The following is a 13,953-nucleotide window of genomic DNA, read 5'->3' on the forward strand; positions in this document are numbered from 1 at the left end:
AAGGTAAGGAATCAGAGCAATGCGTCATCGTAAGAGTGGTCGTAAGTTCAACAGGACCAGTGCGCATCGCAAGGCCATGTTCCGTAACATGACTGCGTCACTGGTTGAGCACGAGCTGATCAAAACGACGCTCCCGAAAGCGAAAGAATTGCGTCGGGTAGCTGAGCCGTTGATCACGCTCGCAAAGAATGATTCGGTTGCAAATCGTCGTCTGGCGTTCGCACGCCTGCGTAGCGATGCAGCGGTAGCCAAGCTTTTTAACGAGCTGGGTCCCCGTTACAACGAGCGGCCGGGTGGATATCTTCGTGTCCTGAAGTGTGGCTTCCGCGCTGGTGACAATGCCCCTATGGCATTTGTTGAGCTGGTCGGTCGTCCTCTGGACATCGAAGCGGAAGAGGTGGGCGATGACGAGTAAAATCGTTTAGTTCACTTCTTAAAAAACCGGGTTCCGTCAGGTTCCCGGTTTTTTTGTATCTGGAATCTGGGTTTGTTACGAGTTATCGGTTCGGGGCTTGCGTGGCTCCGACCGCGCCCTATGTTTTATATACTACTTTTCCAGCATAGATTTCAGATATTTCCCGGTATGGGAGGCGGGATTGTCAGCGACGTCTTCGGGTGTCCCTTCCGCAATAATCATCCCTCCACCCGATCCTCCTTCCGGGCCCAGGTCGACGATCCAGTCGGCCGTTTTTATAACGTCCAGGTTGTGCTCGATTACCACAATGGTGTTGCCGTGGTCCCGAAGCCGTTGCAGGACGTTTAACAGCTGCTGTATGTCGTAAAAATGCAGGCCGGTGGTTGGTTCATCAAGGATATAGAGCGTTTTTCCGGTATCGCGCTTTGAAAGTTCCTTGGCGAGCTTTACTCGTTGGGCTTCGCCACCCGATAGCGTGACGGCGCTTTGGCCTAAGCGGACGTAGGAAAGGCCCACGTCGATTAAGGTCTGAAGCTTTCTGGCGAGGAATGGTACAGCATCGAAGAATTCACGACCTTCTTCAACGGTCATGTCGAGCACTTCGTGGATGTTCTTGCCTTTATAACGGATTTCCAGGGTCTCTCTGTTGTAGCGTTTCCCTTTGCAGATATCACAGGGTACGTACACGTCAGGCAGGAAGTGCATTTCTACCTTGATAACGCCGTCGCCTTGGCAGGCTTCACAGCGGCCTCCTTTGACGTTGAATGAAAAACGCCCGACTTTATAGCCCCTTGATCGGGCTTCCTGTGTACCGGCAAATAATTCCCTGATAGGTGTGAAAAGGCCAGTATAGGTAGCCGGGTTAGATCGTGGTGTCCGGCCTATCGGACTTTGATCTATGTCGATGACCTTATCCAGGTGATTCAGTCCTTTCAAGCCCTTGTAAGGGCCGTGATTCAGGCTCGTCGCTTTGTTGAGTTTGGCCGCCGCGACAGGGTAGAGCGTGCTGTTGATAAGCGTTGACTTGCCTGAGCCAGATACGCCGGTTATACAGGTCATCACTCCGAGTGGCAGCGTGAGAGTGACGTCTTGAAGGTTGTTTCCTGTTACACCAGTGAGTACCAGCTGCTTACCATTGCCCTTATTACGTTCACGGGGTATTGCGATGCTTTTTGCGCCACTGAGGTATTGGCCGGTCAATGAGCCTTTATTGGCAATGATGTCTGCAGGTGTGCCTCGGGCAACAATTTCCCCGCCGTGGACGCCAGCGCCAGGCCCAATATCGATGACGTAGTCCGCTGACCGGATCGCATCCTCGTCGTGCTCTACGACGATTACGGTGTTGCCCAGGTCTCGGAGGTGGGTGAGGGTGGCGAGTAATCGGTCATTATCTCGCTGATGCAGGCCAATTGATGGTTCGTCGAGGATGTACATTACACCAACCAGGCCCGCGCCGATCTGGCTTGCAAGGCGAATTCGCTGTGCTTCACCGCCGGAAAGGGTGTCGGCACTGCGTTCCAACGTCAGGTATTCCAGGCCAACATTAACCAGGAACTGTAGTCGCTCTCTCACTTCTTTCAGTATTTTGTCTGCAATTTCACCCTTCCGGCCAGGGAGTGCAAGTTCTCCAAAATAGCGATGGGCGTCACCAACTGGCATGCGCGTAATGTCCGGAAGATTCTGTTCCTTGATGAAGACGTGTCGGGCGCTCTGACGTAAGCGGGAGCCGTGGCAGTCTTTGCAAGGTTGGGTGCTCAGGTTTCGTGCGAGCTCTTCCCGCATGCTTTGAGATTCGGTTTCCCGGTACCGTCGTTCAAGGTTTGGCAGTATGCCTTCGAATGGGTGGGATTTTTCCATGATCTGCCCGCGGGAATTTACATAGCGGAAAGAGATTTCGTCGGTACCGGAGCCGTGAAGGAGCGTTTCACGGAAATGTTCGGGAAGTTGCTCCCAGGGAGTTTCAAGGTCGATGTCATAGTGCTCCGCAACGCTCGAGAGCATTTGGAAATAATAGACAGCACGACGGTCCCAGCCTTTGATTGCACCGGAAGCGAGGGTGGCTTCCGGATGCTGAATGATTTTTTCAGGATCAAAAAATTGGCGAACACCCAGGCCGTCGCAGGTTGGGCAAGCCCCGGCTGGATTATTGAAGGAAAATAAGCGGGGCTCAAGTTCGCTTAAGGAGTAGCCGCATTGGGTGCATGCGTATCGGGCGGAAAATGTGTGTTCATCTCCTTCGCCGGTCATGGGGGCAACCAGTGCAATACCGTCCGAGAGTTCTAAAGCTGTCTCAAAACTTTCAGCGAGTCTTTGCTCTAAGCCTGTTTTAACTTTGAAACGGTCGACAACAACGTCGATCTGGTGTTTTTTGTTTTTTTCTAAGTTGGGTACATCATCAATGTCGTAAACCTTACCGTCCACTCGCAGGCGGATAAAACCCTGGCTGCGCATGGTGTCAATAACCTGGAGATGTTCACCTTTACGGTCACGTATGATTGGCGCCAGAATCATCAGTTTGCTGTCTTCGGGCATGGCCAGAACCTGGTCTACCATCTGGCTGACAGTTTGTGCTTCCAGAGGTTGATGGTGCTCCGGGCATCTGGGCTCACCGGCGCGGGCAAACAACAGTCGCAAGTAATCGTATATTTCGGTGATGGTGCCCACGGTTGAGCGGGGGTTGTGAGAGGTGGACTTTTGCTCAATGGAGATGGCCGGAGACAAGCCTTCGATATGGTCGATATCGGGTTTTTCCATCATCGAAAGAAACTGGCGGGCATAGGTGGACAGCGATTCCACGTACCGCCGCTGGCCTTCTGCGTACAGCGTATCAAAGGCTAACGATGATTTGCCGGAACCGGAAAGCCCGGTTATTACAACCAGTTTGTCCCGCGGTATATCCAGGTCGATATTCTTAAGGTTGTGGGTGCGAGCACCCTTGATCTGGATATGGTCCATAACACCTCGCGTCGGTAAAAGCGCCCAGTATATCGCGTTCCAGCGGTCTCGGCTAAGTTGTGACCTGAACAGTTATTGCATCCCATTGTGAGTAGTCCCGTCATCTTCCGGCTTCTGGTACAATGCGCGGCGCGCAGCTTTAGGCTGTCAATACACTCATCCAGTCCGGCACGGGTTAGCATGAACGCGCTTGAAAAACGCTCAGTAGTGGCTCTGGCTTCGGTATACGCCATGCGTATGCTTGGGTTGTTTATGATCATGCCGGTCTTTGTTTTGCTCGGTAGTGATTTGCAAGGCGCAACACCGGCCCTGATCGGTTTTGCAATTGGCGCTTATGGCCTGAGCCAGGCGTTACTACAGATTCCGTTCGGTTTGATGTCGGATCGCGTTGGCCGCAAGCGCATGATCTACATCGGTCTGGTGTTGTTCGCAGCGGGAAGTGTGCTGGCCGGCGCAACGGATTCTATTTATGTAATTATTATTGGTCGGCTCCTTCAGGGTGCGGGTGCTATTGCCAGCGTACTGATGGCGATGTTGAGTGATCTGACTCGGGAAGAGCAACGCACCAAGGCCATGGCTACGGTGGGGATCTCCATCGGATTGTCGTTTTCTGTTTCGCTTGTTATTGGGCCTCTACTGGGTTCTCTGTGGGGCTTGTCCGGAATTTTCTACACGACAGCCGTATTGGCATTGTTGGCCTTGGTTGTCGTTGCGAAGGTCGTGCCTACGCCGCACCAGCACAAGCTCAGTGCCGACACGCATCCGGCTCGCGAAATGGTTGGTAAAGTGTTGGTTGATGGTCGGCTGTTACGGCTCGATTTTGGTATTTTTGCTCTGCATTTCACGCTGACGGCGTTGTTTCTGGTCTTCCCGACCATGCTACAGGATCAATTGGGGCTGGCGGCTACTTCTCATTGGTGGTTTTATCTCTCTGTTATGATTACCTCCTTTTTTGCTATGGTGCCGTTTATCATCCTTGGCGAGAAAAAGCGTAAAATGAAGCCTGTGCTGTGTGGCGCGATCGCCCTGCTGGCTCTGGCAACAGCCGGGCTTACCGGTGTGACTGGCAGCCTTGGGCTGGCGTGGGGTGTGCTGTTCTTTTTCTTTATGGCGTTTAATTTATTGGAAGCCAGCTTGCCTTCTCTGATCAGTAAAGAGGCACCGGCAGCCAGTAAAGGGACAGCTATGGGGGTTTATTCAACCTCTCAGTTCTTTGGCGCCTTTCTCGGTGGTGCGTTGGGCGGTTATTTGTTGCAGGTTGCCGGCCTGGAAGGTGTGCTCTGGTTGATGGTCGGGGGGCTGGTTATTTGGTTAGTGGTAGCGCTTACGATGCCCACTCCAAGCTATACCACCAGTTTTGTTGTGCAGTTACAGCATGCGGTGGCGGCCACGCTGGATGAGATTGACCAAGGCTTGCGTAACCTCCCGGGAGTTGCGGACGTGGTTATTGTAGAAGAAGCTGCTACGGCCTATCTGAAGGTGGACCGTCAGTACTTTAATGAAGATCAGCTTGCGCGTCTGGAGTTTGTGCGGCAGGGTGACAATACTTAAACATTGAATGTCTGCATGGAGCGCAGATGTTCGGCGAAAAAATACCAGGAGCAGAACATGGCACGAGGCATAAATAAGGTAATTCTTATCGGTAATCTGGGCCAGGACCCGGATACCCGATATACCCCGAATGGAAATGCAGTCGTCAACCTCACGTTGGCGACTGATGAAAGTTACAAGGATCGCCAGACCGGGCAGATGGTACCGAGAACAGAGTGGCACCGGGTTGTTCTTTTCGGGAAGGTTGCAGAAGTAGCTGGCCAGTATCTGCGTAAAGGCTCAAAGGTTTATATCGAAGGTCGTCTGCAAACCCGTAAATGGCAGGGGCAAGATGGCCAGGACCGTTATACCACGGAGATTGTGGTGGATATCAATGGTCAGATGCAGATGCTGGATAGTCGCGGTGCTGAAGGTGGCATGAATCCGGGTGCTCCTCAGGGGCGGCCTCAGCCACAAGCTCAGGCACCACAGCCGCAATATAATGCGCCGGCTCAGCAACAGGCCCAGCCACAGCAAGGTGGTTATAACAACCCGCCAGCTCAGCCGCAGAGTGGTGCTATGCCAGAGCCAATTGATGACTTTGATGATGATATTCCGTTTTAAAAAGCACCTGAGATCAAAGTGTTGATAAAAAGAACCCGAGCGAAAGCTCGGGTTCTTTTTTGGGCGGAAGTCAACAATGACCAGGGATGGACGTGTGTTATTCCTCCTCTCCATCCGGGTGGTCCAAACCCAGCTCGTTAATTTTTCGCGTTAACGTATTTCTTCCCCAGCCCAGCAGGATTGAAGCGTCCCGGCGGCGCCCGCCTGTGTGTTTTAAGGCGGTCTCGATCATAATTTTTTCAAATTCAGGGACGGCCTTGTCCAGTACACTTTTCTTGCCCCGCTTTAGTTCCTGTTCGGCCCAGCTTCTCAGACCTTCTTGCCAGGTTTGGCCAATGGCGTCATTTTCAGATTCAGCTTGGTCCCGAAGCTCAGGAGGCAGATCGGCTACGTGGATTTCGCGGCCACTGGCCATGACGGTTAGCCAGCGGCACGTGTTTTCCAGTTGACGGACATTTCCGGGCCAGGGCAGAGTTGACAGGTATTCTTCGGCATCTTTGCGCAGCAGTTTGGGTTCTACGGCCAACTCTTTGGCGGCCTGCTTCAGAAAATGCTGAACGAGGCGCGGTATGTCTGCTCGCCGTTCTGCCAGTTTTGGTAAATGAATCCGAATAACATTTAATCGGTGGAATAGGTCTTCCCGGAAGCTGCCAGCATTAACCAGTTTCTCTAGATCTTGGTGCGTTGCAGCAATGATGCGTACGTCAACTTTGATGGGCGTGGTGCCGCCTACTCGATAGAACTCGCCATCTGCCAGCACGCGCAGCAGTCTGGTCTGGGTGTCTGCAGGCATATCGCCGATTTCATCCAGAAAAAGGGTCCCACCGTTTGCCTGTTCAAAGCGTCCCTGGCGAGAGCTTCCTGCCCCTGTAAAGGCGCCTTTTTCGTGACCAAAGAGTTCGGATTCAATCAGGTCTTTGGGGATGGCGGCCATGTTCAGGGCAATGAACGGATTGCGGGCCCGCGGACTGTGGTTATGCAGTGCCTGGGCAACCAGTTCTTTACCTGTGCCGCTTTCGCCGTTGATCAGTACCGTAATGTTGGAATTTGATAGCCGGCCAATAGCCCTGAACACTTCTTGCATGGCCGGTGCTTCGCCAATGATTTCCGTGCTTTTTTGTACGGCTTCTATTTGGGGTTCGGCCGTAGCTCTCTGTTCGTGGCTGTGGGCGATAGCTCGTTTGACTAAAGCAATGGCTTCATCCACATCGAAAGGCTTGGGCAGATATTCAAACGCGCCGGTCTGGTAGCTGGTTACTGCACTATCAAGGTCAGAGTGGGCGGTCATGATGATGACCGGAACGTCTGGGTGCAGTGCGACTATTCGTGATAGCAGCGTGATGCCGTCGATGCCGGGCATACGTATGTCGCTCACGATAGCGTCTGGCCGTTCCTGATCCAGGCGGGCAATGATGCCTTCGCCACTTTCAAATACTCGGGGTTGTAGGCCGGCCTGGCTCAGAGCCCGCTCCAGGACCCAGCGGATACTTTTGTCATCATCGATGATCCAGACGTTTCCCGACGGGTTCATTTAATGTCCTCCAGGGGCAGGAATATTATGAAGTTGGTATTTCCTGGCTCGCTCTCGCATTCAACCAGGCCGTGGTGTTGGCCAATGATGCTTTGGGTTATTGATAGTCCCAAACCGGTTCCAGAAGCCCGACCACTGATCATGGGGTAAAAAATGTTTTGAAGGAGGTCTGGGGGAATACCGGGGCCGTTGTCGATGATGTCGATCCGGCAAGCCAGGCGGTGTCGTTTATGGCCAATGGTGAACTGCCGCAGTGTACGAGTGCGGAAAGTAATCGTCGGCGTTAGAAGGGGGTTGCTGTTTTCGAAAGCCGCCTCCATCGCGTTTCGGGCAATGTTCAGAACGGCCTGTATCAGTTGTTCTTTGTCGCCCGGAAATTCAGGAATGCTTGGGTCGTAGTCACGTTTGAGTTGTACCTTACCCCGGCTTTCGGCTTCTATGAGGGTGCGAACCCGTTCCAGTACTTCGTGGATATTGGTAGGGACAATCTGCAGGGCTTTGTTTGGGCCCAGCATCCGGTCAACCAGGCTGCGCAGGCGGTCAGCTTCGTCAATTATGACTTGGGTGTATTCGCGCTGGCCCTCGTTATCCAGTTCCCGGTCGAGTAACTGCGCAGCACCTCTGATGCCCCCCAATGGGTTTTTAATTTCATGGGCCATGCCGCGGACAAGAATCCGGGAGGCTTCCTGTTGCGAAATAATATCTTCTTCCCGGCTGATGCGTAGTTGGCGATCTCTGGGGTGCAGTTCAATCAAGAGTTCGGTAGGGTCCAGGCAGATGGGGGTTACGGAATAGTCTACGATAAGTCTGGAACCTGTGAGCAGGGCAAACTCGGCTTCGCGGCGGGTGTAAGATTGACCGTTCCTTGCTGCCGCGTGAAGAATTTTCAGGGCATTTCCGGAATCAATAAGAACTTCGTGTAAAGGAATGCCTTGAGTTCGGGTCAGGCTGGTTTCGAACAGGTTTTCTGCTGCTGGATTGAGGTAGCGAATGGTCAGGTCTTCCCCAAGCACCAGCACGGCAGTCGTCAGACTGTCGAGAATACTTTTATACCCTGTTTCCAGAGTGGAGGATGGTCGAAACGACATGCTAGGTTCCCGTTGATCGCTCATGGTCATTACTCTAGGTTTTGCAAAAAACGAACCAGCTTTATTGTGTGACTGAAAAGACGGTTGGCTGATAAGAAAATGGCGCCGGGCGGGGCTGCGAGTGCTTTGGGGTGATGCAGGATGCGAGTAAAGCCTACAGGCGGCCCGGGGCTTGCCCTGTTGCTGCCTGTAGTATGGCTCTATTGTGGTGCGAGCGCACTAAATTGGTGCGGTTAATTTATCGGGCGATAGAAGGGCGGTGAACCGTGAAGTGGATGGTTTGTCCGGTTTTTATCTGTACGCCATCTTCGTCCACAATGTGAGCTGCGGCGCTGTGCGTGCCTCGGTCGATATTTTGTACCGTCACGGAGCCTGAGGTGCTTTGACCGACGGGTTGGCCGTCAAGGGTGACTTCATATTTATGGCCTGGCTTCAGGCCTGGAGTGCTATATACCTCGAAAGTGACGTGGCCTCCGCCGCTGTGAAACGCTTGTTCATCTTGTGGTTGTGAAAAGGCGACGCTCTCATAGGCGGCACCTTCTCGCTTTACCTCTTCCCGAAGTTTTCCTGTCTCGCGTACTGCTTCAGGTTTAGGCAGGGTGATGGTGGTTACGGGCTTTATTTTGACTTCCTTGCCGCCTTCCATAGGTTCATCTGAAAAGGTGACGTTGCCTTGCGCATCCACGTGGCGATAAACCTCTGCCCAGCTGGCTGACGATGCCAGGAGAAAAATACCAGATGTGAGTGCGACAAGTGTTTTCATGATATTGGCCCGTGCTGGTTGATAGGGTTGATTATCTGTCGCGGGGTGAGGCATTTCAACGGTACTTGCCGGTCCCTTGGTTACATCTCGTTAAGAGCTGTGGTTCGTGCTTTTGTTTTGCGGGGTTGAGCACAAAAAAAACCCGCCGAGGCGGGTTTTTTTACTTGCCAGCTTGCACCGGATTGGTGCGAAGACTTAGCAGGAGTAGTACAGTTCGAACTCAACCGGGTGCGTGGTCATGTTGATGCGCTCAACTTCTCCGCGCTTCAGGTCGATATAGCCGGCAATCATGTCTTCGGTGAAGACTCCGCCACGGGTCAGGAACTCGTGGTCTTCTTTCAGGGCATCCAGAGCTTCTTGCAGAGTCTCGGCAACCTTCGGAATGTTCAGAGCTTCTTCTTTCGGCAGGTCGTACAGATCCTTGTCCATGGCATCGCCAGGGTGGATCTTGTTCTGGATGCCGTCCAGGCCGGCCATCATCAGTGCTGAGAAGGCTAGGTACGGGTTAGCAGCCGGGTCCGGGAAGCGAACTTCAACACGACGGGCTTTGGCACTGTTTACGTATGGGATACGGATAGAGGCAGAACGGTTACGGGCAGAGTAGGCCAGCATAACCGGTGCTTCGTAGCCTGGTACCAGACGCTTGTAGCTGTTGGTGGCCGGGTTGGTGAAGGCGTTGATGGCTTTCGCATGTTTGATGATGCCGCCAACGTAGTACAGAGCTTCGTCACTCAGGCCTGCGTAGCTGTCACCAGCGAACAGGTTTTTGCCATCTTTGCTCAAGGACATGTGAACGTGCATACCAGAACCGTTGTCGCCAACTACAGGCTTAGGCATGAAGGTAGCCGTTTTACCGTAGGCATGGGCTACGTTGTGCACGCAGTACTTGAGGATCTGAACTTCATCGGCTTTTTTGGTCAGGGAGTTCGCGCCCACACCGATTTCACACTGGCCAGCTGTCCCCACTTCGTGGTGATGAACTTCGATGGTCAGGCCCATGGATTCCATCGCTGCACACATGGCGCCGCGAAGATCATGTAGGCTGTCTACTGGCGGAACGGGGAAGTAACCACCTTTAACGCCTGGACGGTGACCAATGTTGTTGCGGTCGAAGTCGTCGCCGGATACCCAGGCGGCTTCTTCGGAATAAAGCTCGTACATGGAACCTTGCATGTCGCTCTTCCACTTCACCGAATCGAAGATGAAGAATTCAGGCTCCGGGCCGAACAGCGCGCCATCAGCGATGCCGGTAGATTTCAGGTACTCTTCTGCGCGCTTGGCTACGGAGCGTGGGTCGCGCTCATAACCTTGCATGGTGGTGGGTTCCACAATGTCGCAGGTAATGTTGATAGTGGTTTCTTCGGTGAAAGGATCCAGTACGGAGCTGGTGTCATCCGGCATCAGGATCATGTCGGATTCGTTGATGCCTTTCCAGCCAGAAATAGATGAGCCGTCGAACATTTTTCCGTCGGCAAAAAAATCTTCGCTTACTTCGGTGGCTGGCATGGTTACGTGCTGTTCTTTACCTCGGGTATCGGTAAAACGCAGATCGACCCATTTGACTTCGTGTTCTTTGATCAAATCAATAGTCTTGGACATGGTGCATGCTCCGTAGGTTATACATATTCGTTGTGCCGGATCGTTCAGTGTACTGAGGCCCGATCTGCTTGCAGCTGAGGGAAGTCTATCAGAAGCTGATTATCCTTACCCTTCAATTGCGGCTGTTTGTATCTAAGCAAGGGTCTTGCCAATTTTTCTTTAATTGCACGAGACAGGCTCTCGGCAAGACTTTTAGCGTGTTGCATGGCTGTCTTTCAGTGCACGTTTTTCGAATCTTGCCGCACTAAAGTAGTGCGCCGCCCTGGTAGATGCCTGATAACAGTGCGTCGTGCGATTGGTTACATATTACGCATCAATCTTCATATTAACGCTCTGGACTTTTCGATATACTACGTCCCGCTAAATTCTGCAGGATACCCGTTGTGATTGATAAGCTTAGAAACGTTGCCATTATTGCCCACGTTGACCATGGTAAAACAACCCTGGTTGACCAATTGTTGCGTAAGTCCGGTACTTTGGACCGTAAAGAGCTCGAAAGCGAGCGAGTTATGGACTCTAATGACCAGGAAAAAGAGCGTGGCATTACCATTCTGGCCAAGAATACGGCCCTGAAATGGAAAGACTACGATATCAATATCGTGGATACCCCTGGGCACGCTGATTTCGGTGGCGAAGTTGAGCGAGTCATGAGCATGGTAGACAGTGTTCTGCTAGTGGTCGATTCTATTGACGGCCCTATGCCGCAAACCCGTTTTGTGACTCAGAAAGCTTTTGCCGCAGGCCTTCGCCCGATTGTGGTAGTAAACAAAATTGACCGTCCTGGCGCTCGCCCGGACTGGGTAGTAGACCAGGTGTTTGATCTGTTCGATAACCTGGGTGCTACTGATGAACAGCTCGACTTCCCCATTGTGTACGCGAGTGCCCTGAACGGTATTTCGGGTATGGATCATGAGAACCTGCAAGACGACATGGATGCCGTTTTTCAGGCCATTGTTGATCATGTGCCTGCGCCGGACGTAGATCTGGACGGCCCCTTCCAGATGCAGATCTCCCAGCTGGATTACAACAGCTTTTTGGGTGTTATCGGTATCGGCCGTATCGCACGCGGTAAAGTAAAAACGAATACCCATGTTGTTGCTATCGGTGCCGATGGTAAAAAACGAAATGGCCGTATTCTTAAAATTATGGGCCACTCCGGTTTGCAGCGTGTAGAAGTTGACGAAGCTCAGGCCGGCGACATTGTGTGTGTAAGTGGTCTGGATCAGCTGTTTATCTCTGATACCTTGTGTGATTCGTCCAACGTTGAGGCGTTGCCACCGTTAACGGTCGATGAACCGACGGTTTCTATGACCTTCCAGGTCAACGACTCTCCGTTTGCCGGTAAAGAGGGCAAATACGTGACCAGTCGCAACATTAAAGAGCGCCTGGAAAAAGAGTTGCTGCACAACGTGGCTCTGCGTGTTGAAGAAGGTGATTCGGCGGATAAATTCAAAGTTTCGGGTCGTGGCGAGCTTCATCTGTCTGTGTTGATCGAAAACATGCGCCGTGAAAACTTCGAGCTGGCGGTAGGTCGCCCGGTAGTAGTGATCAAAGAAGTGGATGGCGAGAAGCAAGAGCCATACGAGAACGTGATTGTTGATATCGAAGAGCAGCACCAAGGCCCGATTATGGAGCAGATGGGGTTGCGTCGTGGTGATATGACCAACATGATCCCGGATGGTAAGGGGCGTATGCGCCTGGAATACACGATTCCTGCCCGTGGCCTGATTGGTTTCCGGAACACTTTCCTGACCATGACCTCAGGTACTGGTATCCTGACCTCGACCTTTAGCCATTATGGCCCGGTTAAGCTTGGTGACGTCACCAGCCGTCAGAACGGAGTAATCGTTTCTATGGCAACAGGTACTGCGTTGACCTACTCTCTGGAAACCTTGCAGAGCCGGGGTAAGTTATTCCTTGAGCCTGGCCAGGAAATTTATGAGGGTCAGTTGTGTGGTATCCATAGCCGCGATAACGATCTGGTGGTTAACCCAACCAAGGGTAAAAAGCTGGATAACATGCGTGCATCCGGTAAGGATGAAGTTATTTCTCTGGTGCCACCCATCAAGTTCACCCTTGAGCAGGCCCTTGAGTTTATTGATGACGACGAGTTGGTGGAAGTAACGCCTAAGTCGATACGTCTGCGTAAAAAACTTCTGACTGAAAACGAGCGTAAGCGTGCAGGTAAGAAGTAAGGGTTGATTGGCCGCGGGCAGCGCGGGTATTCACGGTAAGTTCAGGAAAAGCTCTGTCTTTTCCTGCGTGATTGTCTTCGTTGCCTGTGGTTAACCGTATTTAGGATTTTATTTCTAAAGCTCTCTCTTTAAATCAGTGAATGTCCCCGCCAATCTCAGCTAGACTTCCGTTATTCACAAAACGGAGTCCGTCATGTTAAGCCTCTATCCCGAAATCCAGCCGTATGCTCGTCACCGTCTTGCAGTTGATGAGATCCATGAATTGTATCTGGAAGAGTCTGGCAATCCGGACGGCATTCCTGTGCTGGTTGTGCATGGAGGCCCCGGAGGAGGGTGTGAGGATTATCATCGGCGATTTTTCGATGCCGAACGTTTCCGGATTATCCTGATGGATCAGCGTGGTGCTGGGCGGTCGACGCCGCTGGCGGAGTTGGAGGGCAATAGCACGGATAAGCTGGTCGACGACATGGAAACTGTCCGGCAGTTTTTGGGTGTGGATCGTTGGCTATTATTCGGCGGTAGCTGGGGTTCAACCTTAAGTCTTGTCTATGCTCAGGCTCACCCGGAGCGGGTGTTAGGTTTGGTGTTGCGGGGCATCTTTCTATGCCGGCCCCAGGACATCCAGTGGCTATACCAGCAGGGGGCTAGCCGGGTATTTCCTGATTACTGGCAGGATTTTATCGCACCGATTCCAGAAGCTGAGCGAAGTGATATGGTTTCGGCCTATTACCGGCGGTTAACCAGCAGTAACGAGCTTGAGCAGATTCAGGCTGCCAAGTCCTGGTCTGTGTGGGAAGGCCGTTGTGCCACCTTGCAGCCGAACCCCAGAGTGGTGGAGCACTTTGGCCACCCTCATGTGGCTATCGCGTTGGCGCGTATTGAATGCCACTACTTTATGAATCAATCTTTTCTGAAGCCGGATCAGATAATTCAAGGTGCACCCGCGCTTGCCGGGATACCGGGCATTATCGTCCATGGCCGTTACGACATGGTTTGCCCTTTGGACAACGCTTTTGCTCTCAGTAAAGCGTGGCCTGAGGCAGAGTTGCAGATTATTCGGGATGCTGGCCATTCAGCCTCAGAGCCAGCGATAGTGGACGCTTTGATTCGGGGTGTTGAGCAGATTGTTGCGAAAAGTGAGCTGTCAGCGGGTTAGTGCTTAGACTTTTTGTTGAGATGATGGGGTTGCGACCTGCAGACCCCCTCTATACACTTTGGGTCGTTACCGCTTTTTAACCCTGCGAGCTGAACTG

The 13,953-nt window shown here is 52.5% G+C and carries 10 protein-coding genes; 5 read left to right on the plus strand and 5 right to left on the minus strand.

The genetic code is table 11. The annotated features are described in order from the left end of the window. The first annotated feature begins 19 nt into the window (after nucleotides 1-19). The gene (gene rplQ / locus ABYA77_RS08780) at nucleotides 20-415 is read left to right on the plus strand and encodes a 50S ribosomal protein L17 (protein ID WP_372965580.1); all 396 of its coding nucleotides are present in this window, start codon (nucleotides 20-22) and stop codon (nucleotides 413-415) included. A 132-nt stretch (nucleotides 416-547) separates the two neighbouring features. On the opposite strand, the gene uvrA is transcribed toward rplQ, so the two are convergent. Next, nucleotides 548-3,370: an excinuclease ABC subunit UvrA gene (uvrA, locus tag ABYA77_RS08785; RefSeq protein ID WP_372965581.1), complete on the minus strand. Its 2,823-nt coding sequence runs from the start codon at nucleotides 3,368-3,370 to the stop codon at nucleotides 548-550. Between the two features lie 180 nt (nucleotides 3,371-3,550). Between uvrA and ABYA77_RS08790 the strand changes: the two genes are divergently transcribed. Together ABYA77_RS08790 and ssb are read left to right on the plus strand one after the other, a co-directional pair. Next, a complete protein-coding gene (locus ABYA77_RS08790) occupies nucleotides 3,551-4,921 on the plus strand; it encodes an MFS transporter (protein ID WP_372965582.1) in 1,371 nt (456 codons plus the stop codon). A 57-nt stretch (nucleotides 4,922-4,978) separates the two neighbouring features. Continuing rightward, a complete protein-coding gene (ssb, locus tag ABYA77_RS08795; RefSeq protein ID WP_372965583.1) occupies nucleotides 4,979-5,524 on the plus strand; it encodes a single-stranded DNA-binding protein in 546 nt (181 codons plus the stop codon). Between the two features lie 97 nt (nucleotides 5,525-5,621). Here ssb and glnG read toward each other — a convergent pair whose 3' ends face one another. The 4 genes from glnG to glnA form a co-directional block, all read right to left on the minus strand. Then, nucleotides 5,622-7,055, minus strand: a complete 1,434-nt coding sequence (glnG, locus tag ABYA77_RS08800) for a nitrogen regulation protein NR(I) (protein WP_372965584.1) — start codon at nucleotides 7,053-7,055, stop codon at nucleotides 5,622-5,624. Then, nucleotides 7,052-8,143, minus strand: a complete 1,092-nt coding sequence (glnL, locus tag ABYA77_RS08805) for a nitrogen regulation protein NR(II) (RefSeq protein ID WP_372965585.1) — start codon at nucleotides 8,141-8,143, stop codon at nucleotides 7,052-7,054. Before glnL ends, glnG begins: the two co-directional genes overlap by 4 nt. 238 nt (nucleotides 8,144-8,381) lie before the next feature. Beyond that, nucleotides 8,382-8,906: a DUF4124 domain-containing protein gene (locus ABYA77_RS08810; RefSeq protein WP_372965586.1), complete on the minus strand. Its 525-nt coding sequence runs from the start codon at nucleotides 8,904-8,906 to the stop codon at nucleotides 8,382-8,384. A 195-nt stretch (nucleotides 8,907-9,101) separates the two neighbouring features. Beyond that, entirely contained in the window at nucleotides 9,102-10,505 is a 1,404-nt protein-coding gene (glnA, locus tag ABYA77_RS08815; RefSeq protein WP_372965587.1) for a glutamate--ammonia ligase, read from the minus strand. A gap of 383 nt (nucleotides 10,506-10,888) precedes the next feature. Between glnA and typA the strand changes: the two genes are divergently transcribed. Together typA and pip are read left to right on the plus strand one after the other, a co-directional pair. After that, nucleotides 10,889-12,700 (plus strand): translational GTPase TypA, encoded by a 1,812-nt coding sequence (typA, locus tag ABYA77_RS08820; RefSeq protein WP_372965588.1) that lies wholly within the window; start codon nucleotides 10,889-10,891, stop codon nucleotides 12,698-12,700. 193 nt (nucleotides 12,701-12,893) lie between these two features. Continuing rightward, a complete protein-coding gene (pip, locus tag ABYA77_RS08825) occupies nucleotides 12,894-13,856 on the plus strand; it encodes a prolyl aminopeptidase (protein WP_372965589.1) in 963 nt (320 codons plus the stop codon). The last annotated feature ends 97 nt before the right edge of the window (nucleotides 13,857-13,953 follow it).

Origin of the sequence: Marinobacter sp., from assembly GCF_041595835.1 — a bacterium.
GTDB lineage: Bacteria > Pseudomonadota > Gammaproteobacteria > Pseudomonadales > Oleiphilaceae > Marinobacter.